A 24,409-nucleotide genomic window follows, 5' to 3' on the forward strand; every position below is an offset into this window, starting at 1 on the left:
CGGTTAACGTTACTGCTGCAGGTACTTCTGAACAGCTAACCGTAACATCTGTAGGTAATGATTCATTAAAAACGGGTGCTTCTGTATCTTCAATTATAATTGTTTGTCTAAAAACCTCAGACTCTCTTCCACATTTATCTGTAAAAGTCCATTCTCTAATGTAAGATCCTGAAGATTCGCCACAACCATTAGGAATAAATTCATCTCTAACTTTAGTAATTGGTAAATTACAGGTTGCTGAAGGAAGCGACAATAGTGCTAACTGTAATCTTTTTACATTATCACAGGCAATTACTTCATCTAAAGAACCTACTGGAGTTATCCACTTTCCTTCTGCTGGTCGGTTGATGGGAATTAACAAAGGTAATTCATCTCCTATTAGACAATCATTAATAGCACTTGAACTTATAACAGTTTTTACGTTTGAATTAACTTCACCAGCATAGGTTGCTGTGAATTGTAATGAAAATCCATCTGAGCAATACTCTTTTAAAAAATAACATTGATCTTTTACAGTAGCTTTAAAAGCTATTCTATAAGCATCAAAATCTACATCTGTTACGCCATCTAAAATATTAAACGTTAGCTTTCTTGTTAATGGATTATATAAGTAAGCAACTCCGGTTGGTAGATTTAAAATTGGTTCAACTAGTTCAATTTCATCAGGTAATACTGTTTCTATTTGTAAATTTGTAACATCATCATTTCCGTTGTTTTCTACTTCAAAAGAAAATTCTAATTCTTCATTTATACTCACTGCTGTACCAGTTGGTCTATTTACTGATAATAACAAAGGTGCAATATTGGGTTCCCAAACATCAACAGATAAACCCACTAAATATAAACCATAAGTTTCTTGATTTGAAGTTAATCTAACTGTTGCGGATGTTTGATCGTTAGTAATTACTGAATTAGATGGATTTGAAAGCGGAAACACATCTGAATCAAAACCTAAAGTATTTGTACTGGCTGGATTTCTATCTGTAAAAGGTACTCCATTTTGTGAAATACTACTATTAAAAAAATTATTGCTATTTCTTAAGTTAGATGAAATATCAATCCAATTATTGCTACTATCTTTAATTTGAAATTTATCACCTCCTAAATCCTTATCTCCTTCCAAAGCTCCTATTAATAAATCTGCTTTTACAATTCCATTAGGAATCGTTAAAAACCCGTCAAAATCAATTTCAAAATTGTTAGTGTTTCGAGTTACATTTGCATAACCATCAAAAATAGTTATGTTTTTAGCAGGTAAAATTGAGCTTTCATATATAAAAACAACTTGCCAACCACCTGATGTACCAGTATTACTATTGATATGAGAAATTAACTCTCCTTTTTTAGCTCTAACATTCGCAATTTGATATTTACCATAAGGTGTATTTAATGGTGTTACCAAGTTTGTTATATCTTTAAAACAAACATAAGGATCGTTAACAAAATGTTCCCCTGGTTGTCTTCCGTTAAAAACTACATCATCAGCGGTTAGCGTTTGGTAGGTTGAAGAACCTGGAAGCATTAATTTTACTTGATTAAAATCCCAATCCAACTCATCAGCAGGATCATCTTCCTCCATATTGGCTGCCGCCCAATATAAAAACACTTTTTTAATACTTACACAACTGGCTGTTGGTAATGGGTTAGAAAAATTAGCGCTACTAGAATTAAAGGTAGAGTTATCTGAATCAATATCAACAAAAACATTGTTGTTGAAATCATGATTCCCAGCATCTCCATTGTAGTTACCAGTAGCTGTTCTTGACAAGACGTTATTTGCAATAACAGTAACATTTCCGTTTACACCCTGAGAAAATCTTGGAGAAAATTCTTTTTTAACTTGCGCATATGATATAGTGCACAAAAGTGAAAATAATAGAATAGTAATTTTTGCCCTCATTAGCTTTCCAATTTTTTATATAAATATTTTGCAATCAGAGTTAAAAATTCTGATAGCAGGAAACATTGTAATGGGGATTACATAATTATTTGTAAGGGTAATAAAATGGGGGTAACAATTTTTTAAAAAAACAGCACTTAACTGAATTTCAATAAAAAAGAAAAGAATTTGGAGGGAAAAAACTTTTAATTTTCGTGGGCAAATATGTAACTATTTTTCAAAACAACCAAAGCATTTTTTTAATTAAAGTGATTTTCCCTTTTTTATTTTTTTGACAAAATGCAAAAAATATCATGTTCTATACTACGGAATATTTAATTTTGCAGTATGATACAAAATGATACCATTATTGCTTTAGCCTCTCCAGCAGGTGTTGGTGCAATTGCTGTGATAAGATTATCTGGTGAAAACTCCATTTCATTAGTAGATCGTTTTTTTAAATCGGTTAGAAAAAATAAATCACTATTAGATCAAAAAACCCATACCATTCACCTTGGCCATATTGTTAATAACAACAAAATATTGGATGAAGTTTTAGTATCTGTATTTAAAAATCCGAATTCTTATACGGGTGAAAATGTAGTAGAAATCTCATGTCATGGATCTATTTTCATTCAACAAGAAATTATACAACTTTTTTTACAAAATGGTTGTAGAATGGCCGATAATGGAGAGTTTACCATGCGTGCTTTTTTAAATGGTAAAATGGATTTAAGCCAAGCTGAAGCTGTTGCTGATGTAATAGCTTCTAATTCTGAAGCATCTCATCAAATGGCAATTCAGCAAATGCGCGGTGGAATAACTAACGAATTAAAAGAGCTTAGAGGAAAATTGTTAGATTTTGCCGCTTTAATTGAATTAGAATTAGATTTTTCTGGAGAAGATGTAGAGTTTGCCGACAGAACCAAATTTCAAGAACTATTAACTACCATATCATCTGTATTAAAAAAACTAATAGATAGTTTTGCTTTTGGAAATGCTATGAAAAATGGTATACCTGTAGCTATTATTGGTGAACCTAATGTGGGTAAATCTACACTTTTAAACGCCCTTTTAAATGAAGAAAAAGCAATTGTATCTGACATTGCAGGAACTACTCGTGATGCTATAGAAGATGAAATGATTATTGACGGTGTTGCTTTCCGTTTTATAGATACTGCTGGTATTAGAGAAACTGAAGATGTTGTAGAAAATATTGGTATTCAAAAAGCTTATGAAAAAGCAGAAAAAGCTCAATTAATTATCTTTTTAATTAATGCTGAAAAGTTTACTACAGATTCTCCTGTATTTTTACAAGAATTAGAACTTATAAAATCTCGTTTTCCTAATAAAAGAGTACTTACTATTGCTAATAAAATTGATAAACTTGATTTAAAACACAAAGAACTTTTACAACAACAGGTTACAGACCTGATATTACTATCTGCTAAAGAAAAATTAGGTATAGATGACCTAACGAACGAATTAATTTCATTGGTTAATATTGGAGCGTTAAGTAATAATGAAACAATTGTAACTAACTCAAGACATTTTGAGGCGCTAAATAATGCTTTAGAAAGTATTACATCAGTTCAAAATGGAATGGATTTAGGGATTTCTTCAGATTTATTTGCAATTGATATCCGTGAATGTTTACGTCATTTAGGAAATATTACTGGTGAATATGATGTTGACAAAGATATTTTAGGACATATTTTTTCTAATTTCTGTATTGGAAAGTAAATGACTTGTTATTTTAATAGGTATTAAGAATTGTATTTCCAACTAATCCTTTCTTAATTAAGGTACAAAACATTGGTGAAGCATTTTATAAAGATCAGGGTGTTTTCTTTTTAATAACATTGGGCGTTCAAAAAAATATTCAGATGCTACGGCAAAGAACTCTACTTCTGATGTGCCTCCGTAACTTCTAATGTCTGACTTGTTATTATTAATAGCCTCCATCTTTTCGTATACTAAATCTAGCCAAAGCATTAGATTTTTATTTTCCATTAAAACTTTTGGAACACCATCTATATCTCCATCTAACTTATCTATTAAATGAACAAATTCATGAATACCAGTATTCCCTTTGTCAGTTTTATTTGAAAAACCATGATGTAGTGCTTTTCTAGATAAAATCATTTTGTTTTCTAATGGGCCATTTCCTACCATACCTCCTATTAACTTGTCTTTAGCATCTTTGGTAAACTCCATATCATAATTAAAATAATCAGGATAAATAATAATCTTTTTAATATTAGGATATGACCAGTTATCGAAACCAAAAACAGGAATAATTGCACTAGCGGCTACTAAAAGAACATCAATATCTTCTAATTCAAAATCTACAGATGTGATAGTAACATTAGATAAAAAAGATTGCATTCTTTTTTTAAAATGCAATCGATCTTCAGTGTTTAGCTTTTTGTAAAACAGCACATGTTCTTCTAACAAACTATACCAGTGATCTTCAATTTCAACTTTATGTATATTTTTTGATGTGTTTTTTTTCTTGTTTATAAAATTATAAACAATTACAAGAAGCCCAATAGTAAGTATAATGTATAGCAAAGTTCTTTTTCATTTTTGTAAAAATATATATTTTCCGTAACCTTACAAGAACTAATACTATATATAAGTTACTATTTTTATATTTGCTTATAATAATTTTTGTAGTATGACAGTAGATGATTTGGTTGGAAACTTTGCTATATCTGGTAATAATCAAGATGAAGATGGAAGCTCATACAGCGGAACGCTTACCTTAACTGTAGATGTTAATAAACGGATTATTGCTACATGGACTATTGGTGATTCCCAAGTACAAAAAGGAACAGGATTTTTTAAGAACAATATTTTAGTAATAAACTTTCACTATAAATGTGACACTGAGTTAACCTACAAGGGTGTGGTTGTTTATAAGTGTTTAACTAAAGATATTTTAGACGGGTTTTGGTCTGAAAAACATGGAAATCCTAAATATTTAGGCGAAGAACGTTGTTTTAGAATTACAAATACCTCAAAAAAGATTAATTAAAGAATGAAATGTCCTTGTAACCCCCAAGTTTTATATGCTGAATGTTGTAAAAAAGCACATACAGATATAACCAACGTTTCTTCTGCTGAAATATTAATGCGCTCTCGCTACAGTGCTTTTGTTTTAGCCAATATTGAATATTTAGCTAAAAGTCACCATAGCAGCACAAGGTTATCTAAAAACGAGTATCAAGAACTCAAAAAATGGACTCAATCTGTGAACTGGATAAAACTAGATGTTTTAAAAAGCACCCAAAATACCGTTCATTTTAAAGCTTACTTTTTTGAAAATGGATCAGTTGACGTTATTGAAGAGCATTCTTCATTTACCAAAGAAAATAATCATTGGGTGTATTTGGATAAAATCTATTAACATAACTAAATTCTATACTTTCGATATAAATAATATTGCTTTAATAAATACATTAGGAATATAAAAATTGGATAAAAACAGATTTTTAAAAAAATAAAAAAATACAACTCTCTTAAGTTGCCATTATAATATTTTAAAGGTGCACCTTTTAAGTAGTAAGTTCCTGTTAGTTTACTTTTATATACTGGCTGATACTTTAAACTAAAATCTAAATACTCGGAAAACCCGATATCTAAACTTATAATAGAATCATTACTTTGAAGAATTCCTTCAATATCAAAACGCATTGTTTCACTTGTATTTTCATTACGATCTCTTGTTTCTGTTATTAAAAGTAAATCTTCAGACATGTATTTGTCTTTATTATTTAAACTTTTAATATTCTTTATTTCCTTTAAATACCTATTATTAATCACATCATTAATAGTCATGAAAATAGAAGCTAAACCCAAAAAAAATAAAATGAAATAAAATATTCCTCTCATTAAAATAGTTGTTTATAAACTTATTAAAGTTTTTCTTTTATCAAAATTACAGCAATTTATTTTTGAGAACACAAATGTCTTATGAGCGTAAGAAACTAAAAAATGAATTATTTTGATTAAACCCTATTTTTACTCATTTGTTATTTTATTTGATTACTTTTTCAAACACATGCAATGTGTTATTATTATCTAACTGGTATAATTTATTTCCTGATAATTTAGGTTTATGTGTTCCTAAACTTGCTTCCTTAAATTTATATATCCAATCAATCTTTAGTGTATTTCTGTTTAATAAGAATATGCAATCGTAGGTAAATTTTGTATCATTTTCATATTGCTCTATCATTGCAGTTAAGTACAAATGATCTTTAGTAAAAGAAATATCGTTTGATTGTTTTATAAAAATAATATCATACTTACTCAACTCTTCTGAAACATCAACATAACTAATTTCATTAGATTTTAGATCTATTTCTAAATAATATTTATGAAAGGCACCTATGAGCTTACTTTGCTCTTTGTCTAATACAAAGCTTTCAGTATTAGGTATTATACCTTCTATTTGAGAATTAATATTTATACCTGGTATCTCTCTCCATTTATTTTGAATTTTTCCAGTATTTATATCTACTGATAAAATTGAATTATTCTTATTACATGATATAAATAATGAATTATTTAGAATACCTAAAATAGAGCTAAAAACAACTGTAATTTCCTTACTCTCTAATTTATTTATGTCTAAACTCCATATCATTTGTTTATTCAAAATAGAAAAACATTGAATAATGTCTTCAGTACTTATTATTAATACTTCTGATAAAAAAAAGCTTTCTTTAAAACTTTGTATTTCTGTAGAAAGCTTAAAATTTAAAGTGAAATTTTTTATATTAACAACACTTAACTGATTGTCAAAAAAACCAATACAATATTTTCCTTTCACAGAATTTATTGCAATATTTATATCTATTTTTTCAAAACTTAATTTTTTTAATTTAATAAAATAATTATCCCACATCTCATCTTTCAACCATATACATTCGTTTAATTCATCTATAAACCATAATAAAGGGTTTATATCAATCTCTTTATTGTTTATTATTAGCTTAGACTCTCTCTTATATGTGATTACATCATTTAAAATAACTATTTCATTAATTTTATCTATTATTTTACTCTCTTTAAACATATTGTTTTTTTATTAATGTATATAGCTTACTATCTGTTGAATTAATTGAATTATCAAATTGTTATCTTGGCAATAAGTTAGGGTTAAAATCAAATAATTAGTTTCTCAGATTTTGATTTCCCCATATTGATTCTAAGGCATCTTTTGATTTATCGCCATGTTAAATTTCTTTAAATTGTTTATTTCATATTAGTTAATGCTGTTGTATGATCAGCCCAACCTTTTGCTCTTAATTTTTTTAAATTTATTTTTTATAAAAACTATTGATATTAGGAGTAATATTATTGTAAAGAAAAAAGAGATATATTCAAAAAGACCTATTTTACTTCCTACTTTTTTTCCATTTACATATAAAATTCTTACATTTTTATTTCCTTTATATTGTACTAATACAGTATCTCCAACAGCGTATTTTGTCTCAATTTCATCTTTTGCTCTAAAGGTTAAACTATTTATTTTTACATCGTACATTTTTGCATGATAACTTTCACTATTAAATGTGTTTACCCATGTATTAATGATAACTCCTTTTTCTATATTATTCCAATTTTTAATTGTAAAAAAAACATTAGAAAACATTAAATAAATTAATGCTCCATTTATTAAAGTTATTAAACTTATAAAAGTATAGTTAAAAATATTCGTTAATATTTTTTTAATCATTATTTGATAAATTTATAATTTGTTTTTTTCATAAGTTAAGTATTTACAAGAAACTCCAAATCATTTTTTTTGAAGAATAACAGGCACTTGATTCAAAAGCTCCTTTTCACTTTTTATTAAATTATTTTTACTTAAAATATCTATTATTTTTTTTTTGAACATTATCCAGAAGGTAATATTGAAACTTTAAATCTCACTTTGTTATGTTTAGCTGCACATTCAAATGTTGTTTACTAGCTATAGCATAAGAGAAATTTATACTTTTTACATACAATTATTAACCATAAGCTTTTAAACCTTTTGTTTTTAATGTATACAAAACCCAAATTTGAAAACTTATCCAAGCTAATGCTACAATTAATACTAAAAACCCCATAAAAGATTTACTTTTATTATATACGATTACCTCTACATCATTAATTTCTAATTGATATAACCTATCTTTAAAATAACAATATGTATATGATTTTCTGTTGTTGTTAAAAATTAATTCGCTACCAAAACTATATTTGTTTAAATCTGGTAAATTGTATATTTCTGACAATTTATTTATAATATCATCATTTATGATGGCTGATATTTTAGCATTATCGTTTACAATTGTTAGCGCTACTGAGGGTGAACCACTAATTCTTATCTTTTCTATTTTTATAATTGATGGAGTACTATTTTTTGTAATTAATTCACTTTTATTTTTGTTATAAGTAAACAGACCATAACTAAGATATAGTAGCCAAAAACCCATTAGCAAAAACAAAATTGCTAAAAACCATCTTCTTTTATAATAATGTTCTTTAGATAAAATCAATTTTAATATAGCTTTATATTAATAAGTAGCCGAAAGCCTTAAAAATATTTGATATAACTCTTCTATTTTTTTCTCGTTCCTTGAAGGCTATTATATATTATGACCTCAACCTCTTAACGATGTATGATAAATAATAGTTGTACCATCGTGCTTACAAGTTATGATAACAACTAATGAAATATAATTATACTACTTATATTAAACAGTATTTAACAATAATTTTTAACGTTGTTGTTATAACCTAACTTTTTTATTTGTATAACTTTTCAGGTTTATTTTTAATTAGAGAAAACAAAATTTTAAATTGCCATAATAACCATAGTAAACCTAACACAGTTACAACAATATAAATTAATCTTGAATTTTCTTCAAAAACAACAATTTTAACATCATTTATCTTTATTTCTTTAATAACCTGTTCTGAGTAATAAACCTCCACCTTGATTTTATTTAAATCTTCTTTCTTTAAATAAGAATTACTCAACTCAATTACTTTAATGGGGGTTTGAACAATTATTTTTTGATTACTTTTTTCAAATAAAACATCACCTAAACTTTTTGTTAATAATTCAGACTCTCTGTTATTGATTACTGTATTTATTTCTTTTTCTTTAATACATAATTTTAAAATTTTAAGATAACTATCTTTTGATCCTTTTTTATATTCTATAGTTAATTTTTCTGGTTTCCCTTTATAAAAATGTAGCTCACTTTTTTGCGATGGCTCTAGCATTGCCATTATAGAAAAACTAATAAATATAAGTCCTGCTATAATATAAATTAGGGTTAAGATAAATCTTCGCTGATAAAAAAACAGTGACTTTAAACTCATTTTTGTAGTCTCTTTAATTTTATAATTTGTAAATTATTATAGTCATAATATTTTAAATAATTTTTCATTTTAATTGGTAACTGAAAGCTTTAAAAACATTTGATATAACTCTTCTATTTTTTTATTTACCTCTGGTTGTTTATAAACTTTTAAAGCAGGTATTTTATTAGGTTTTATTTTTTCTGTATAACTCTTAAAAGCTTTTTCAATTTCCTCTTTAGTAGGAAAGATAATTTTCCTCTTATAAGGAGATGAATCAATAATTTCTAATTGCTTTTCGCAAAACTCTAATAAATCTTCTGTTAGGTGTTTTTCCTCCATATTTATTTTATAACTAACTGCCATTATATAAGGAATAACCTCTTTAATTTTTGAATATAGATTGATTTCATTTAATTCATTTATAACATCTTTATTTTGCTCTCTTAATTTGGATAGATTTAAAACTCTCTTACTTTGTTTTTCAATAGGAGATAAAATTTGGTATTCAATATTTTCTATCAATCGCCTGTAAACAGATTCTTCTATTGACAAGTGTTTTTTATAATCTTCATCATATTTAGATTTATCTTCTAAGCGAATAGACTCTATTCGTTTTCTTAAGATATCCAGCTGTTTTAGAATAGCATTCATTTTTAAGGTATATATTGTTAATTTAATAACTCTAATTATAGGGTCTTCTGGAAAAATTCTAGGTTGAAATGTAAGTTCATCAACTCTAAATTTTGACCCTAATTTAAAAATATCTCCTTCGTTGGCGCTAGCATCATATTTGTGTATTCGTTATTGTTAAATTCTTCAATTACCTTCATATATCAATTTTTAAAATGGTTTGGTCATCTCGATAATTTCTAACGCTACAATATTTCTAGTCTATAGTACCTATTATAAACTAGATATCTATATCGTTATTATGCATATAAACTATTTCTTGTAGTATAATTTTTTAATCCATAATTCTATTGGTTTGTTATGTTGTTGCTAAAATTGAGGTTTTTTAACATTACTTTTTTTATAGCCGCATGTTCAATTGTCCATGGGAGCCATTTTTTTTCTAGAATACCTTATACTTTCTTCTATTTCAGAAAAATTTATTGCACAAAAATATCTAACCAATATACGGTTTCAAAACTTATAAAGTATACTTCTTCTTTATTATGAACTCAATCTCTCAATAATGACTGGCATTAGCGGAACGCTAGCGCTAGCTGGAGGCTTTTTAGTCTAAATATTTACTTAAAGTTGTTTTATTTTTTTCAATATGTATTGATAATAAGTCCAGATTAATACCTTTTGAAATGCTAGAATTCTCTTTTTTTATTTCAATTAAATTTTTATCTGTAATATCTAATTGAAGTAAATCGATAAAAAAACTCCCTTTAATTTGTAAAAATAAATTTTCCCAAGATTTAAATTTATTTGGTTCAACTATTAAATACACTCCACTATTTTCTTTTATCGTTACAACTTTTTTAACATCATTATCTACATACTTTATGATAAAATAATTTTCATCATTATCAACAAAATAAAACTTATGTATGAGAGATATTGGTGTGTCTTTTAACAAAATACTTTCAGGTTTTCCTGAAAATTTATCTTGGTTTTTTTCATCTTTAATAATACTTTGTTCTCTGGAAGAATACTCTGTGAAAATCGCTTTGTCTAATATAAATGGTTGACTTACCATATGCTTAGAAGTCACTGGTTCTGATTCAAAAGAAGCGTTTCTAAAATTAACATTCCTATCAATTAATCTTTTGTCTTTCAGTAATGTTTTTGTTTTACGATCAGACATTAAATCAGAATACATCTCATTTATAATTGTAAAATCAAAATACCCTTTCGAATTTTTAAGACTATTAGCAATTTTAACAATTTCACTATTATTACTTTTTTGACTAAATAAATCTCTAATCACATTTTGATTCAAGTTTGCAAAAGTAAGTTGAACATCACTTTGATTGAAAAGATTACTAATATACCATCTATCATCTTTCTTCTCAAGAGATAACATTCCAATTATAGGAAAAGGAATTTTCTCTGTTATAAGTGAATATTTTACATAAGCAAACTGTCTTGAATTATAGAGAAACTTGTATATAGTCTCCAATTGTGCATAATTATTTTGAGGATTTAACTCTTTTACGGCATCAAAATGTTTTTTTCCTCTACCTGTTTTTGGATTCTCGCTGAGATAATCTGAAAGTGCCCATTTTAAATTTGAAGCTGAAAAAAATGATTGTACCAAACCTTCAATTTTTGAATAATCAATTTTTGATTGATTTTCTACTTTATCTATCCTTAAAGGAAGATTATAAGTAATATATTCTATTGATAAATCTTTATTGTATTCAATAACAATTCCATTATTTTCTTCAACTTGTCCAAATGTAGAGCTCAAAAAAAAGTAAGCTATTATGTATAGAAATTTATTTTTCATCTTTTAATTTTTTTAAAGATATTAATGAGTATATAGAACCAATCCAACAAAAAACATAAAAGTATATTTTAAAAAAAGGTTTGTTAGGAGGTGAGCTTTTTGTTCTAAAAACTAATTCAGAAACACCATTGATGTTACAAAACCATACAGGTATATTACCATTTTTTAATCTTATTTTATCAATAAATTTTTTATATCCTGTGAGGCTTGCTTCGACCTTATTCTTAATTAAATAACCCTGATAAAATTTTAAATCATGAGATACATTAGTTCCACTAGCAGCATAACATAAAGTATCTTTAAATTCTTCTGCCACAAAATATTTATAACTATTGAATGTAGCATAAGATAATTTCGTTTCCTCAAAACTATTAACTACTTCTGATACTAATGCTGAAAAACCTAAAAAGAGTACTAAATAGTATAAATATTTTTTCATTTATTCGGTTTTATTTGAATCATAAGGTGGTATAATAGGAATACGTTCATTAAAAATTTGAGTTTCATAAGAAATAATTAAAAAATAGTATTTGTAGAAGTTATTATAACTATGCTTAGTGCAGTGATGCCGAATTTATTATTTGTATTGTTATTATTATAAACAATAAATAAAACTACAAAAAATCTAAGCACATACTTTAGTTTGACTACAAATTCAAACTAAAAAGAAACAACTAACTTCTAAGCTTATTTAGTCCTCTATCGTACATTACAATACTACCAGCTACGGAAACATTTAAACTTAACTCTGACTTAAACTTGACTAGAAAATGAGATTTTTCAATGGCTTTTTTACTCAGTCCATGATCTTCTGCTCCTAATAAATATACACATCGCCTTGGGTGATTAAAGGTCTCTAAATCTTGAGCACTCTCATCTAATTCTACCCCAACAATACGTGTACCTTTGGGTAAATTATTAAAAAAGTCTTCAAAAGTGTTGTAGTGATAATAAGGCATTGATTTAACAGCGTCATGTGTATCACACGCCTGTTTGGCATACCTGTTGCCAATAGAAAAGATAAAACTAGCACCTAAGTTTTGGGCAGATCTCCATAAAACACCTAAATTTTCAGGAGTTTTACCATTTAAAATACCAATTCCAAAAAACTCATTTATAAAATTATTGTTCATACCACAAAAGTATCAAACAATAACAAACTTAGCTTCTTTAATTATACAAAACTACATAGGCATTTAAACTAGTAGCAATGGTCATCCAAATTAAGTAAGGTAAAATAAATAACGTATTATAGCTAAGATCTTTTTTAAACTTAAACGTAAAATATCCTATTAATAACCAAAGCAGTGTTATGATTACTAAACCAATAGCTGTAAGGTGTTTGTTAAAAAAGAATAAGTTCCAACTTACATTTAAAACCCATTGTAAAGAATATAAAAGAATTAGTTTTTTATCAAAAAGATAAAATTGAAAGCTTAGTTTGGTCATGTAAAGCGCAAATAAAACCATTATGGTAGTCCATGCTGCACCAAAAACCCAACCGGGTGGCGTCCACGGAGCTTTATTTAAATTTTGATACCAAGAAGTTTGTGGTCCGTCATTCATCAATAAAGTACCAATGTACAAAGCCAAAAAATTAGCAACTAAAAATATAAAAAAACGAATTATTGGTTTAAACATATAACTAATTTAATAAATTTTAATAGAATCTATCAATAACTTAAAGCTTTCGTCTTTTTTATTGCCGATTAATAGTGCTATCTCTTCAATATTTTCTGATGAAAAGTTAGCTATATCTAGCTTTCTTCCTCTAAAAGATGGATAAAAATCGTTTAGCAATAAGATAATCTCTTCCCACTCACCTGTTGTATTAAATGTTTGTATGTACCAATAACGTTGATATATATTAGATTTTATTCTAAACTGATATTTTTTTCCGTCCCCTTTAACTTTTAAAACTATTTTAGAATGACTTTTATCAAAATTGATGGATTCTGTATGTCTTGTCATAGCAAAACCTCCATTATTTTTGGTGGAGACATCTCCTGAAAACACAGCATAGCCATCACTAGTTAAACTCATAGAAGAATTTGATAGGCCTCCCATAACAACATCATTAGTAATATTCCATGATTCTATAGGGTATGAATTTGAAAAATCTGCTATCATAACATGTGTTTGTATAATTAATAAATTTAAAAGATAGAGAAACATCATATTATTATAATTTTAAACTAACAATACCTGCGTCTATTGGAAATACTTGTCCTGAAATAGCCGAAGCATTATCTGACAATAAATAATTTGCTAAACTCGCAACATCAGTAGGTTGTAAATAGGTTTTTAATGGATGTCTATTCTCCATGTTTTCTTTTTGTTTGTCGTTTCTTAATAGTTTGTCTGCTAATGATGTTTCTGTAACAGTAGGTGCAATACAATTAAAACGTACCTTGGTAGCAAATTCTCCAGCCAGTGATTTTGTTAAACCTTCTACGGCAGATTTACTTGCTGCAACACTTGCATGAAAAGGCATTCCTAACTTAGTAGCCACCGTACTAAACAATACTACACTACCGTTGTTATTCTTTAAATTATTAACATATTTTTGAATAACCTTAACAGCTCCTAAAACATTAATCTCAAAATCAGCTCTAAAATCATCTAAACTTAATCGGTTAATAGGTTTTAAATTAATACTACCTGGGCAATACACTAATCCATTAATTGTCGATTCAATTTCTGGCAGCTCATCCTCTAAAACATTTACGGTGTAATTGGTAACATTAGCATGTGATATTGCTGCTGTTCTACTAATGTTAATAACCTTATGAGTATCTTTTAAGCTGTTTATAATGGCAGCTCCAATACCTTTACTCCCTCCTACTACTATAATTGTTTTCATATTTTATCTTTTAGATATTTTATTATTAGATATATTTCTTTGTCTTGAACATTTAAAACGACCTTTTATAAATGCTCTTTTAGCTTCATGCTTTGTAGCTCTACCTTGAACTCTTTTGCGCCACATTCTAAAACTAGAAGGCTTCATTTCTCTTCGCATTAAGTTAATAACCTCCTGTTCTTTTAAACCAAATTGAAACTGAATAGCATCAAAAGTGGTTCTATCTTCCCAAGCCATTTCAATAATTCTATCTATATCTCTATCGGTCATAATATTCAAAGTCTAAATATTCATTTTTGAAGTCTATCATTTTCTCAATAAACTTTTTGTTTTCTTTATAATTCTTGTTCTTGTAAAATTTTATAAAACTTCCTTCGGCATGTATACTAAATAAATTGGTACTATAAATTACCATTCTATGATATGGAACAGACCACGAAAAACGTTGTAAACGATTTGTATAATGTACTAAAATACCTTTAGGCCTTAGTTCTATGTTTGCGTAATTTAATTCTGAAAACTGCTTTTGTGCAGCGGCTAACTTTTCACTTACCTCTGCAATCATAAACCTACCAGATCCTGCACCATTCATCTTTATTTTTTCTAATAAAGAGAATGATTTTCCCAATAGTTCTTTACTATGAATTTCAAAATCTGTATTGTGGTATGTTGTATTAAAAATCATAGGATTATTTTTTATAAATAATTACTCATCTCTTAACATTCTACTTCTATTATTAATCGTATGCTTTTTTAATATTCTATAGCTTTCTCTACGTACTTCAGGATCTTTTTTCATATTCCATAAAATATCACTAGCACGTTTTCTATTCTCTTTAATATCTACAATTGGGGCTGGATAGTCTTCCCCTATAATGCAATTATTAAATTGTTGCTCTAAAGGAGTCAATAAATAGGGTTCATGAATAAACGGAACTGGTAAATGAGCTAATTCAGGCACCCATTTTTTTATGAAAACAGCATCAGGATCATGCTCTTGTCCATTTTTAACAGGATTATATATTCGTAAATTATTAATACCTGTTTCACCTGCTTGCATCTGTAATTGTGGAAAATGAATACCAGGTTCAAAATCAAGAAATAAGCGTGATAAATGATGGGTTGCCTCTTGCCATGGTTGCCATAAAATATGTGTAAAAAAAGATACTAACATAGCGCGCATTCTAAAATTTATATAACCTGTTTGTGCTAAACAACGCATAGAAGCATCTACTAAAGGAAAACCCGTATATCCTGTTTCCCAAGCAGTTTTATAGGTTTCTGATATAGATTTTTTTAGCTTGTGATATCCCTTATTAACACTTGCATTTTCCATAGTACACTCCATTTCAAACTTTTGAATGAAGTGCGCTTGCCATCGTAATCGAGATATAAAAGCGCTTAAATGTCTTTTATTTTTTGATTGCGCTTTAACTTCTTTGGCTTTTTGAAATACGGTTCTGATAGATATATTTCCCCAAGCTATATATGGTGATAACCTACTGCAACTACTTCTAGACGCTTCTGGTTTAGATATATGAAACATATATTTTTCATATCGTTCATTAAAAAAAGAATCTGCATACTTCCAAGCCATTTTTGTTCCGCCATATTGAAAATTTATGTCTTTTTCTGTTGATAAATCTGTAACATGAAAATACTTACTTATGTTTTGAATTTCATCAATACTGATAAAGTTTTCTGAAGAAGCTTCAAAAGGTATTTGTGGTAAATACATGTAATTCTCCCACTTATCAAACCAATCTTCTCTATTTAATAAACCTCTTAATACACCATTATTTATATTTTCTATCCATTCAATAGAATTGTTTCTACAATATCTAGCGAATTCTTTATCTCTATTGAAAGTAACTTGTAATCCTGTTTCTTGATGAGAAAATACTTGTGTTACATCAAAATTGGTAAGTAACTGATTAAAAATGGCAAAAATTTCTCCAGTAGCACAAAAAACTTGCGTGTTATAGTGTTTTAAATCTTCGTTTAAATCTTGAATAGATTGTTTTATAAAGTTCCAATGACGCTCACTGTAATGAGCGTCTTGAAGTAGTAAGTTTTCGAAAACAAACATAAAAAGCACTCTGTTTCCTGACTGTAAAGCGTTATATATTGCTTCATTATCATGTAAACGCAAATCTCGTTTTAACCAAACAACAGATATGTTTTCTTTTTTACTCATTTATAATAAATTAAGCTGTGTTTCTTTTTTAGGATTTTCTAATTGTTCAAAAAACATAGCAACGTTTTTAAAATGAGTTTCTCTTTTAGAATTATCCATTTTATCTAAATTGGACAATAACATATTTAAACGTGGATTTTTACTTAAAAAACTTCTGTTTTTATCCATAAAATTCCAAAATAAACCATCCCAAATTTGCTGCCATTCTCCATTAGGATAGTCACTCATTTTTTTTATATAATTACTACTACTTATATAGGGTTTTGTAGACATTAAACCACCGTCTGCAAACAAAGTCATACCATATACATTTGGTACCATAACCCAATCATAAGCATCAATAAACAACTCCATAAACCATTTGTAAACCTCATCAGGGTCAAACTCACATAACAACATAAAATTTCCTAAAATCATTAAACGTTCTATGTGATGCGCATATCCTGTTTTTAATAGTTTTTTAATTGTAGTATCTATAGGATCAATACCCGTTGTTCCGGTATAAAATGAAGCTGGTATTTTTCTAGTATGATTCCAAAAATTCTTTGTACGTTCTTCTGTACCTTTTACTTCATAAACACCTCTTATAAATTCTCTCCACCCCAAAATTTGTCTAACAAAACCCTCTAAAGAATTAATAGGAATGTCATTTTTAGCAGCAAAATCTATAGCCTCTTCAATTACATATAATGGAGATAATAATCCAACATTAATTAAAGGAGATAGAATACTATGGTTTAAAAAATGTTCTTTTTTTACAATAGCATCTTCATAAGCACCAAAATCATGAAAACGCACCTTAAAAAATTCTTGTAACCAATCTTCAGATTCTTTAAAAGTTGTAGGATAGTACTGGATTGAATCTACCTCTCCTATATTATTTTTAAAGTTGGCATTTACATAATCTATTGCTTCTTTAAAATGTTTATTAACCTTTGGATATGTAATAGTTGGAGGTGTTTTATCTTTTGGATATTTTTTTCTGTTATCTGCATCAAAAGTCCATTTACCACCAACAGGTTCACCGTTTGTGACTAAAATATTTCTATCTGTACGTTGATTTTTATAAAATGACGTTTGAAAAAATTTCTTTTTATTAGGTTTAAAAAATGAACTTAATTCTTCTTTAGAATTTATAAATAACGGATTTTCATAATACTGAATTGATATTTGCTCTGAAAAAGTTTTTATTCTTTTCTCCAGCCAATTATCAGTAGGGTTTATTATATGAACTGTTGTTATCTCTTCATCAATAAAAAAAGAAAATAGCTTTCTAACATCACTTCTTTTGTCTGAAGCTTCTACATAGATAACTTTGAAACCTTTGTCAGCTAAAAAACTTTCATAAAATTTCATACTTGCTCTATGGAAAGCTACTTTTTGTTTATGAAAATTATATTGACTAAAAAACAAGTATTCTTCTACTAAAAACACGGTTGTTTTTGAAGGTAAAAACTCAGTATTTTTAAATAATTGATGCGGAAATATAACAGTAACTTCATTCATAACTAAAAAAGTGTTGGTTGTAACCACATGCGTTGAAAAGCACCTTTGCCATCATACCTTTCTGCCTGTAGCTGAACATTAAACTTTCTATCTCTTGGATCATTCCCTACACCTGCTACATATTGCCAATTTCCGTAGTTACTGTGTACATCATAATCTATTAACATACTCTCAAAATATGCAGCTCCAATTCGCCAATCTAGCAGCAATTCTTTAGCAAAATAAGATGCTACATTTTGCCTTCCCCTATTACTCATCCAACCAGTTAATTTTAACTCTATCATATTTGCGTTTACAAATGGCTCTTGAGTTTCTCCGTTAATCCATCGATCTATTTGAGCTTGACTTTCTTTCCAATCATAGTGTATGTTTTTTAAACCACTAATTTTAAACAGTTTGTTTTGGTGTTTTAAAGCAATAAACTTGAAATAATCTCTCCAAATAAGCTCAAAAATCATCCAGTAAGTGGATTGATTTCCACCAAATTCATTTTCAAACTCTCTTACTTTCCAATAAATGGTTTTTGCTGAGATGCTTCCGTTTGCTAGCCATGATGAAAATTTAGAACTATAATCTGTTCCAATGAGTCCGTTTCTTGTTTTCTTGTAAAAAGCTAGCTTTTTAGTATTAAAAAAATAATCATTTAACCTTTGTAACGCGGCTGTTTCTCCTCCTTTAAAAGGAAAAGCAGTATTTACAGGAAGTTCAAATGAATCGAAGCCTAATGCTTTTAAAGATGGTACTTTAGACTCAGGAACTGATACTTTTGTTTCTTTTTTAGGGAGAAGTGAGAACCTTGATCTTACTTCTGATAATTTTTCTACCTTTTTTCTAAATATTGTAAAAACCTCTGGTAGTTTTCTGATAGAAAATGGAACATCATCCGGGTGAAATAAAAACTGATCATAAAAACTATGAGTTGTTACATTTTTTGGCAAGTTTTTTAATACAGCATCTATTTGTTTGTTTTCTTCACTAGTAAACTCTTTCTGAAAAAAGAGGGCGTCCGCGTTGTATTCTAAACATACACTTGTAACCACCTGTTGCGGACACCCATAGTAAATAGAAAAAGGAACATTTAAAGATTGTAAGTTTTTTTGAAGATCTATAACCGATTCTCTTAAAAACTGTGCTCTATATTTTTCAATTTTTTTAAATCCAAACTGTGTTTTTGTAAATAATTCCTCATCAAAACAATACACTGCAATTACTTGCTCGTAATTAGCACAAGCCTGATATAAAGCTTCATTATCTTGAACACGTAAATTATTGGTAAACCATACTATGGCTGTTTTGTTTTGCTGCATTTTTTACTACAATATTTTACATTCTCCCAGTCTCGCTCCCATTTTTTTCGCCATGTAAATGGTCGTTCGCAAACAGGACATATTTTACTGGGTAAATGTTGTTTTTTTCTACTTGTCATTAATCATTACTAATGAAGACTTGGGTCTTTGATACGCTTCTCTTGTGAACAAGTTAGGAACTGCATACCCGTCTAAACCATTTATTGTGGCCACTCTTCCTTTAGAAAGGTTTAAAAAACCATCTTTTTGAAGCATCAAATCATCAACTACAAAAAACGCTATCTGACCTACTACCATTATAGTATTGTTTGCTTTTATAGGATACTCTTCTAGATATTTCATACCTATTTTTACAGGTGACTCAAATACGAAAGGAGCTTTAAAATTATTTATATAAGATGGTGTAAGACTGGTCATATCAAACTCAGACACATGCTTTTCATATTTTGCTGATGTGTGATGAGCGTCTTTAATAATATCTTCTGAAACATGATTTACAGTAAAAACACCAGTATTTTTGATATTTTCATAAGTGTTTCTAGGAATTAGGGTTGGACGAACAATAAAACCTAACAATGGCGGATTAGAACCTAAATGTATTAACGAACTAAAAATTGCCACATTTTCCTCACCTTCTTCTGATATACTACCAATTAAATTAGCAGATTTATATCCTGATAAACTATTCATCAAATTAATTCTGTGAATTTTATCAAAATTTTTTATGTCTTCACTGTTAAAAAATGCCATTAGTACTTAGTAAAATTGTTAATTATAATGTTGGTTGCTTTTAAGTCATGCATTAAATTATACAATCCAAAAAAGGTTCTATTGATATAAATAAAATGCTTTGATCCTCTATTTCCGTTCATGTTACGTAACTCTGTATTTTTTGCATACTTGGTACCCAACTCTGTAATTTTTCCAAAGAATGTTTCATCAGAAAAATCAAATTCTTCCGTATTAAATGGTTCTGTGAATAAACTTAGCATTTCATAAAACATTTCTTTGAAAAAGGCTAACTCTTCCTTACTATCATCTTCTCTTAAAATTTCTAGCTCAAATAACTTTTGCTCAAATAATTTTGGATCTGAAATGACTTCTTTTTTGGCTAATTCAAAATAAGGAACGTAAAACTCTTCAGGCACTTCTTTCATACAACCAAAGTCTAAAACAATTAGTTGATTGTCTTTAGATATCATAAAGTTTCCTGGATGAGGATCTGCATGAACTTTTCTTAACACATGCATTTGATACATGTAAAAATCCCATAACGCTTGCCCTAATTTGTTTGCTACTTTTTGATTGGTATTTTCTTTAGTAAATTCAGACAAATGAATACCATCCATCCAATCCATCGTTATGATTCTATCTGAAGATAAATCTTTGTAATAATTTGGAAATTTAAGATTTGGAATATGTTTACAGGCATCAACAATAGCTTGACTTTGAGCAACCTCTAATACATAATTTGTTTCTTCTATTAATTTATTTTCTACTTCTTTAAAGTACTTATCGCTGTCTTTACCTCTAATATTAAACATCTTAATAGCTATCGGCTTAACCAGCGCTAAATCTGTAGAAATACTTTCAGCTACTCCAGGATATTGAATTTTAACAGCATATTTTTTGCCATCTTTTTTTGCAACATGTACTTGTCCGATACTTGCTCCACTAACGGCATTCAGGTTAAAAGTATCAAACAATTCATCTGGATTTTTACCAAAATACTTTTTAAATGTTTTTTTCACCAAAGGAGCAGATAATGGCGGAACAGAAAATTGTGATAAAGAAAATTGCTCAACATATGCTTGTGGTAAAATACCTTTTTCCATACTTAACATTTGAGCTACTTTTAAAGCACTTCCTTTCAACTGTTTTAAGCCATTATATATATCTTTTGCATTGTCTTTATTTAGCTGTTCTTTGGCTTCATCTTCTCCATTAACCAACTTACTACCATAATATTTTAAGTAGTTTACACCTACTTTAGCTCCCGTTTGAACTAATTTAGACGCACGTTGTATTTTGGAAGTGGGAATGTTATCTATTGTTTTCATTACTTCATCATCTTTTCTTTAAATAAAAATTTACCTAAGTCTATTATACTTTTAATAGGTGCTATATTGATTACATCAAAGCTGGCGTTCACAGATTTCTCAATAAATAGATCTGTTTTTTCAAATGCCGAAGAAGTATCTTCTAACCAAAACTTAATAGTTACTACTAATTGTAACCAAGCAGTTTCACTTAGCGCTTTGTCTTGAATATTTTCTAATTTTTCTTGCTTAACATCTAATTTTTCTATGTCAAGATTATCTACAAACTTGGTAAATCCTTTTTTTAATCCTTTAAGGCTTTTCATTACTTCTAGTTTGTTTTTCTGATTTTTTAATGCGTAAACAACATAACTTCTGTTAGCTGTAAGCATTTCAAAAAAGGTATAGTAAAAACTTAGAAGTTGATTTCTGGCATCGAAAGATTCGAATTCTTCACTTTTATGAAGTAAGCCAAGTGTGTTTTCTAAAAAAACAGTGAAAATTTCATTTTTTATGGCCTCAAAAGAAGTAAAACTCTGATAAAATAAAGCTTCATCAAAATTATTATCCTTACTAAACTTGTATACAGATTTTGGATCTTCATTGTGCTCTAACACATAATCCATATACATTGAAATAAGATCTGATTTGTTAATATTTTTTTTCTTTGCCATGGTAGTATCTATTTGAAAATGTGTGTATGTTTTATTGCAATTCAAAGATACTATATTTTTGTTTAACTTTATGTTAAAAAAAGTAAACAAAAATTATTAAAGCATAAGAAAAGTTGATTATAACTTATTTTTTCAAGCAATTATTCATGTAAAACTAGCAAAGGAATTTTAGTTCGAAAGCTTAATTTTTCTACTTTAGGATGAAACAATAATTGTTGAAAATAATTAAGGTTTTTTGCCACCATAACTAACAAACTTGTACTGTATTTGTAGGTAAACTCTTCAATGGCATTTTCTATAACCTTAGATTTTTTATAAAAAAAAGTATACGGTAATTCCGTAAAAAAATCTTCTAATAAATCTTTATTTCTTGTTGATTTGCATTTAAAGAAACCTCAGAGTTTGTAACATGTAAAATTTGTAAGTTGGCATTTGTTTTACGCAACAACTCATGTAGCGGATTTAAGGTTTGTATGCTGTAGTTTAAAGAGAAATCTGTTGGAAAAGTTATAGTGGACAAATCGGTATAAATTGCTTTCTCAGGAATAATTAAGGTTTTACAGGCAACTTTTCTAATAACATCACCAGTATTGGTACCAATTACCTTATTAGCCGCATTGCTTGCTCCTTTTGTACCTAAAACAATTAAATCTATTTCTTTTTCTTCAACATGTTTTCTTACAGACTCAATAAAAAAATTAGTATCATGCAAAGCATAAAACTTATGTAAACTGTTTTTATTTTGTTCTTGAAGAGTTTGCAACCTTTCTTTTAATACTTCTTTTGACTCTTCTACACAAACAGCATTTATATTGGTACTTGCAGCAGGAGTATATACAGAAGCTCCGTCATATACAGAAACAATTCTATTTACATGTAAAATATAAAAATTACATTTTTCGCTCTTAAAAAACTGGAGTGCGTAATTAATTGCATTCATAGAATTGCTCGAAAAATCAGTAGGTAATAATATATTTTTCATCATAAAAAAAAGCTTACTTCAAAAATAAAAGTAAGCGTTATGATAAAAAATGATATTCATCATGTTATAGCACTAATGAATAGATTTTAATGCTTCTAAATCTAAAATACTGATGTTTCTACCTTCAATAGCTATAATTTCTTCTTTTTTAAATTTAGAGAGCGTTCTAATTAATGTCTCTGTTGCTATTCCTGCAACACTCGCCAAGTCATTTCTTGATATTTTTATGGGCTCATTTGGCGATCTATTAATTTTATGTGCAAACTTTAAAATAGTAGTAGCTGTTTTTTTATGAACAGAACTGTAAGCCATTTCTAATAACTGATTTTTAGCAGAACTAACGTCATCTGCTAATAACTTTATAAGTTCAAAAGCAAGTTTTGGGTTGTTGTCTAACACTTCTGTAAGTTCATTTTTTCCTACTGCAACCAAACAAGTATCTTCCATTGCAACAGCTGTTTCTTGATATGGCAACTCTTGCATAAAAGAAGTATAACCAAATAAATCATCTTCTTTATAAATATCTGTTGCTAATTCTTTCCCTTGCTCATCTAATTTGTAACATTTTACAACACCTTTAGTAACTAAAAACACATTGTTAGAATGTTGTCCTTCGTGAAATATAACATCTTCTTTATTAAAAGATAATTCTTTTCCATTATCATCAAAAAAGATTTTTAATTGATGTAATGATTGAAGTTCCTCCACAGTTTCTAATGGCTGGATTAACGCTGACTCTCTTTCTTCTTTTAAAATGGCAGCCTTTGCTAAACGACTTTCTATGGCGCTAATTAATTCTTCCTCGGCAAATGGTTTGGTTAAGTAATCATCTGCTCCCATATCCATTCCTTTTCGAATGTCTTTACGCTCTGTTTTAGCCGATAAAAATATAAAAGGAATATACATAGTTGCTTCTGACCTGGAAAGCTGTGATAATACACCATAACCATCTACTTCTGGCATCATTATGTCACAAACAATTATATCTGGTAAGATTTGTTCTGCTTTTTCTATTCCAATTTTACCATTTGCGGCAGTGGTTAGTTTATAGTTAGATAATTCTAAGAGTTCTGCTGTATTTTCTCTTAACACAGCATCATCTTCTATTAATAATATATGTTTCATGGTGG

27 protein-coding genes and 1 pseudogene are annotated in these 24,409 nt (G+C 28.2%); 3 read left to right on the plus strand and 25 right to left on the minus strand.

Features of this window, described 5'->3' with window-relative positions:
- Positions 1-1,900 (minus strand): annotated as a pseudogene (locus tag ACFQ1U_RS10145) (hypothetical protein); the annotation flags it as partial.
- A 327-nt stretch (positions 1,901-2,227) separates the two neighbouring features.
- On the opposite strand from ACFQ1U_RS10145, the gene mnmE reads away from it, so the two are divergent.
- Positions 2,228-3,622: a tRNA uridine-5-carboxymethylaminomethyl(34) synthesis GTPase MnmE gene (mnmE, locus tag ACFQ1U_RS10150; RefSeq protein WP_386107955.1), complete on the plus strand. Its 1,395-nt coding sequence runs from the start codon at positions 2,228-2,230 to the stop codon at positions 3,620-3,622.
- 57 nt (positions 3,623-3,679) lie between these two features.
- Here the strand turns inward: mnmE and ACFQ1U_RS10155 are convergent, their stop codons facing one another.
- Entirely contained in the window at positions 3,680-4,453 is a 774-nt protein-coding gene (locus ACFQ1U_RS10155) for a M90 family metallopeptidase (protein ID WP_386107957.1), read from the minus strand.
- Between the two features lie 106 nt (positions 4,454-4,559).
- Here ACFQ1U_RS10155 and ACFQ1U_RS10160 point away from each other — a divergent pair, with 106 nt between their 5' ends.
- Both ACFQ1U_RS10160 and ACFQ1U_RS10165 read left to right on the plus strand, forming a co-directional pair.
- Positions 4,560-4,919, plus strand: a complete 360-nt coding sequence (locus ACFQ1U_RS10160; protein ID WP_386107959.1) for a hypothetical protein — start codon at positions 4,560-4,562, stop codon at positions 4,917-4,919.
- Positions 4,920-4,922: 3 nt separating this feature from the next.
- Complete coding sequence (locus tag ACFQ1U_RS10165) at positions 4,923-5,291, plus strand: YchJ family protein (RefSeq protein WP_386107961.1); 369 nt, start codon at positions 4,923-4,925, stop codon at positions 5,289-5,291.
- Positions 5,292-5,296: 5 nt separating this feature from the next.
- Here the strand turns inward: ACFQ1U_RS10165 and ACFQ1U_RS10170 are convergent, their stop codons facing one another.
- From ACFQ1U_RS10170 to ACFQ1U_RS10280, 23 genes are all read right to left on the minus strand, one after another.
- A complete protein-coding gene (locus ACFQ1U_RS10170; RefSeq protein WP_386107963.1) occupies positions 5,297-5,776 on the minus strand; it encodes a hypothetical protein in 480 nt (159 codons plus the stop codon).
- Between the two features lie 145 nt (positions 5,777-5,921).
- A complete protein-coding gene (locus ACFQ1U_RS10175) occupies positions 5,922-6,965 on the minus strand; it encodes a hypothetical protein (protein WP_386107965.1) in 1,044 nt (347 codons plus the stop codon).
- Between the two features lie 210 nt (positions 6,966-7,175).
- The gene (locus tag ACFQ1U_RS10180; protein ID WP_386107967.1) at positions 7,176-7,628 is read right to left on the minus strand and encodes a hypothetical protein; all 453 of its coding nucleotides are present in this window, start codon (positions 7,626-7,628) and stop codon (positions 7,176-7,178) included.
- Positions 7,629-7,905: 277 nt separating this feature from the next.
- A complete protein-coding gene (locus tag ACFQ1U_RS10185) occupies positions 7,906-8,436 on the minus strand; it encodes a hypothetical protein (RefSeq protein ID WP_386107969.1) in 531 nt (176 codons plus the stop codon).
- A gap of 250 nt (positions 8,437-8,686) precedes the next feature.
- A complete protein-coding gene (locus ACFQ1U_RS10190; RefSeq protein WP_386107971.1) occupies positions 8,687-9,268 on the minus strand; it encodes a hypothetical protein in 582 nt (193 codons plus the stop codon).
- 69 nt (positions 9,269-9,337) lie between these two features.
- Complete coding sequence (locus tag ACFQ1U_RS10195; RefSeq protein WP_386107974.1) at positions 9,338-9,901, minus strand: hypothetical protein; 564 nt, start codon at positions 9,899-9,901, stop codon at positions 9,338-9,340.
- A 586-nt stretch (positions 9,902-10,487) separates the two neighbouring features.
- On the minus strand, positions 10,488-11,672 hold the full coding sequence (locus ACFQ1U_RS10200) for a hypothetical protein (protein ID WP_386107977.1): 1,185 nt from the start codon (positions 11,670-11,672) through the stop codon (positions 10,488-10,490).
- A gap of 28 nt (positions 11,673-11,700) precedes the next feature.
- The gene (locus ACFQ1U_RS10205; protein WP_386107979.1) at positions 11,701-12,150 is read right to left on the minus strand and encodes a hypothetical protein; all 450 of its coding nucleotides are present in this window, start codon (positions 12,148-12,150) and stop codon (positions 11,701-11,703) included.
- Between the two features lie 235 nt (positions 12,151-12,385).
- Entirely contained in the window at positions 12,386-12,844 is a 459-nt protein-coding gene (locus ACFQ1U_RS10210) for an RNA methyltransferase (protein WP_386107981.1), read from the minus strand.
- A gap of 37 nt (positions 12,845-12,881) precedes the next feature.
- Entirely contained in the window at positions 12,882-13,352 is a 471-nt protein-coding gene (locus ACFQ1U_RS10215) for a TspO/MBR family protein (protein WP_386107983.1), read from the minus strand.
- Between the two features lie 9 nt (positions 13,353-13,361).
- On the minus strand, positions 13,362-13,841 hold the full coding sequence (locus ACFQ1U_RS10220) for a CIA30 family protein (protein ID WP_386107985.1): 480 nt from the start codon (positions 13,839-13,841) through the stop codon (positions 13,362-13,364).
- A gap of 52 nt (positions 13,842-13,893) precedes the next feature.
- On the minus strand, positions 13,894-14,574 hold the full coding sequence (locus ACFQ1U_RS10225; RefSeq protein ID WP_386107987.1) for an SDR family NAD(P)-dependent oxidoreductase: 681 nt from the start codon (positions 14,572-14,574) through the stop codon (positions 13,894-13,896).
- Positions 14,575-14,577: 3 nt separating this feature from the next.
- Positions 14,578-14,844 carry a TIGR03643 family protein gene (locus tag ACFQ1U_RS10230; protein ID WP_386107989.1) on the minus strand — a complete coding sequence of 89 codons (267 nt, stop codon included), beginning with the start codon at positions 14,842-14,844 and terminating at the stop codon, positions 14,578-14,580.
- Positions 14,834-15,259: a hypothetical protein gene (locus ACFQ1U_RS10235; protein ID WP_386107991.1), complete on the minus strand. Its 426-nt coding sequence runs from the start codon at positions 15,257-15,259 to the stop codon at positions 14,834-14,836. The genes ACFQ1U_RS10230 and ACFQ1U_RS10235 overlap by 11 nt, the downstream gene beginning before the upstream one ends.
- Before the next feature lie 21 nt (positions 15,260-15,280).
- Positions 15,281-16,771, minus strand: coding sequence for a cryptochrome/deoxyribodipyrimidine photo-lyase family protein (locus tag ACFQ1U_RS10240; RefSeq protein WP_386107993.1), 1,491 nt, complete (start codon positions 16,769-16,771; stop codon positions 15,281-15,283).
- Positions 16,772-18,277 carry a cryptochrome/photolyase family protein gene (locus ACFQ1U_RS10245; RefSeq protein WP_386107995.1) on the minus strand — a complete coding sequence of 502 codons (1,506 nt, stop codon included), beginning with the start codon at positions 18,275-18,277 and terminating at the stop codon, positions 16,772-16,774. It lies immediately after the preceding gene.
- Positions 18,278-18,279: 2 nt separating this feature from the next.
- Positions 18,280-19,584: a DASH family cryptochrome gene (locus tag ACFQ1U_RS10250; RefSeq protein WP_386107997.1), complete on the minus strand. Its 1,305-nt coding sequence runs from the start codon at positions 19,582-19,584 to the stop codon at positions 18,280-18,282.
- Positions 19,560-19,703 carry a DUF2256 domain-containing protein gene (locus ACFQ1U_RS10255; RefSeq protein WP_147130484.1) on the minus strand — a complete coding sequence of 48 codons (144 nt, stop codon included), beginning with the start codon at positions 19,701-19,703 and terminating at the stop codon, positions 19,560-19,562. The genes ACFQ1U_RS10250 and ACFQ1U_RS10255 overlap by 25 nt, the downstream gene beginning before the upstream one ends.
- Positions 19,693-20,334 (minus strand): flavin reductase family protein, encoded by a 642-nt coding sequence (locus ACFQ1U_RS10260; protein WP_386107999.1) that lies wholly within the window; start codon positions 20,332-20,334, stop codon positions 19,693-19,695. The genes ACFQ1U_RS10255 and ACFQ1U_RS10260 overlap by 11 nt, the downstream gene beginning before the upstream one ends.
- Positions 20,334-21,644: an ABC1 kinase family protein gene (locus ACFQ1U_RS10265; protein WP_386108001.1), complete on the minus strand. Its 1,311-nt coding sequence runs from the start codon at positions 21,642-21,644 to the stop codon at positions 20,334-20,336. The genes ACFQ1U_RS10260 and ACFQ1U_RS10265 overlap by 1 nt, the downstream gene beginning before the upstream one ends.
- Entirely contained in the window at positions 21,644-22,297 is a 654-nt protein-coding gene (locus tag ACFQ1U_RS10270) for a TetR family transcriptional regulator C-terminal domain-containing protein (RefSeq protein WP_386108003.1), read from the minus strand. Before ACFQ1U_RS10270 ends, ACFQ1U_RS10265 begins: the two co-directional genes overlap by 1 nt.
- Before the next feature lie 352 nt (positions 22,298-22,649).
- A complete protein-coding gene (locus ACFQ1U_RS10275) occupies positions 22,650-23,282 on the minus strand; it encodes a universal stress protein (RefSeq protein WP_386108005.1) in 633 nt (210 codons plus the stop codon).
- 69 nt (positions 23,283-23,351) lie between these two features.
- Positions 23,352-24,404, minus strand: a complete 1,053-nt coding sequence (locus ACFQ1U_RS10280; protein WP_386108007.1) for a response regulator — start codon at positions 24,402-24,404, stop codon at positions 23,352-23,354.
- Positions 24,405-24,409 lie beyond the last annotated feature (5 nt).

Source organism: Tenacibaculum geojense, from assembly GCF_042676005.1.
Classification (GTDB): domain Bacteria; phylum Bacteroidota; class Bacteroidia; order Flavobacteriales; family Flavobacteriaceae; genus Polaribacter; species Polaribacter geojense.

What these genes read in the sequence shown, in the direction of transcription:
- mnmE (WP_386107955.1), top strand. Translation starts at nt 2,228, where the DNA reads ATGATACAAAATGATACCATTATTGCTTTAGCCTCTCCAGCAGGTGTT.
- ACFQ1U_RS10160 (WP_386107959.1), top strand. Translation starts at nt 4,560, where the DNA reads ATGACAGTAGATGATTTGGTTGGAAACTTTGCTATATCTGGTAATAAT.
- ACFQ1U_RS10165 (WP_386107961.1), top strand. Translation starts at nt 4,923, where the DNA reads ATGAAATGTCCTTGTAACCCCCAAGTTTTATATGCTGAATGTTGTAAA.
- ACFQ1U_RS10170 (WP_386107963.1), bottom strand. Translation starts at nt 5,776, where the DNA reads ATGAGAGGAATATTTTATTTCATTTTATTTTTTTTGGGTTTAGCTTCT.
- ACFQ1U_RS10175 (WP_386107965.1), bottom strand. Translation starts at nt 6,965, where the DNA reads ATGTTTAAAGAGAGTAAAATAATAGATAAAATTAATGAAATAGTTATT.
- ACFQ1U_RS10180 (WP_386107967.1), bottom strand. Translation starts at nt 7,628, where the DNA reads ATGATTAAAAAAATATTAACGAATATTTTTAACTATACTTTTATAAGT.
- ACFQ1U_RS10190 (WP_386107971.1), bottom strand. Translation starts at nt 9,268, where the DNA reads ATGAGTTTAAAGTCACTGTTTTTTTATCAGCGAAGATTTATCTTAACC.
- ACFQ1U_RS10195 (WP_386107974.1), bottom strand. Translation starts at nt 9,901, where the DNA reads ATGAATGCTATTCTAAAACAGCTGGATATCTTAAGAAAACGAATAGAG.
- ACFQ1U_RS10205 (WP_386107979.1), bottom strand. Translation starts at nt 12,150, where the DNA reads ATGAAAAAATATTTATACTATTTAGTACTCTTTTTAGGTTTTTCAGCA.
- ACFQ1U_RS10210 (WP_386107981.1), bottom strand. Translation starts at nt 12,844, where the DNA reads ATGAACAATAATTTTATAAATGAGTTTTTTGGAATTGGTATTTTAAAT.
- ACFQ1U_RS10215 (WP_386107983.1), bottom strand. Translation starts at nt 13,352, where the DNA reads ATGTTTAAACCAATAATTCGTTTTTTTATATTTTTAGTTGCTAATTTT.
- ACFQ1U_RS10220 (WP_386107985.1), bottom strand. Translation starts at nt 13,841, where the DNA reads ATGATAGCAGATTTTTCAAATTCATACCCTATAGAATCATGGAATATT.
- ACFQ1U_RS10225 (WP_386107987.1), bottom strand. Translation starts at nt 14,574, where the DNA reads ATGAAAACAATTATAGTAGTAGGAGGGAGTAAAGGTATTGGAGCTGCC.
- ACFQ1U_RS10230 (WP_386107989.1), bottom strand. Translation starts at nt 14,844, where the DNA reads ATGACCGATAGAGATATAGATAGAATTATTGAAATGGCTTGGGAAGAT.
- ACFQ1U_RS10235 (WP_386107991.1), bottom strand. Translation starts at nt 15,259, where the DNA reads ATGATTTTTAATACAACATACCACAATACAGATTTTGAAATTCATAGT.
- ACFQ1U_RS10240 (WP_386107993.1), bottom strand. Translation starts at nt 16,771, where the DNA reads ATGAGTAAAAAAGAAAACATATCTGTTGTTTGGTTAAAACGAGATTTG.
- ACFQ1U_RS10245 (WP_386107995.1), bottom strand. Translation starts at nt 18,277, where the DNA reads ATGAATGAAGTTACTGTTATATTTCCGCATCAATTATTTAAAAATACT.
- ACFQ1U_RS10250 (WP_386107997.1), bottom strand. Translation starts at nt 19,584, where the DNA reads ATGCAGCAAAACAAAACAGCCATAGTATGGTTTACCAATAATTTACGT.
- ACFQ1U_RS10255 (WP_147130484.1), bottom strand. Translation starts at nt 19,703, where the DNA reads ATGACAAGTAGAAAAAAACAACATTTACCCAGTAAAATATGTCCTGTT.
- ACFQ1U_RS10260 (WP_386107999.1), bottom strand. Translation starts at nt 20,334, where the DNA reads ATGGCATTTTTTAACAGTGAAGACATAAAAAATTTTGATAAAATTCAC.
- ACFQ1U_RS10265 (WP_386108001.1), bottom strand. Translation starts at nt 21,644, where the DNA reads ATGAAAACAATAGATAACATTCCCACTTCCAAAATACAACGTGCGTCT.
- ACFQ1U_RS10270 (WP_386108003.1), bottom strand. Translation starts at nt 22,297, where the DNA reads ATGGCAAAGAAAAAAAATATTAACAAATCAGATCTTATTTCAATGTAT.
- ACFQ1U_RS10275 (WP_386108005.1), bottom strand. Translation starts at nt 23,282, where the DNA reads ATGATGAAAAATATATTATTACCTACTGATTTTTCGAGCAATTCTATG.
- ACFQ1U_RS10280 (WP_386108007.1), bottom strand. Translation starts at nt 24,404, where the DNA reads ATGAAACATATATTATTAATAGAAGATGATGCTGTGTTAAGAGAAAAT.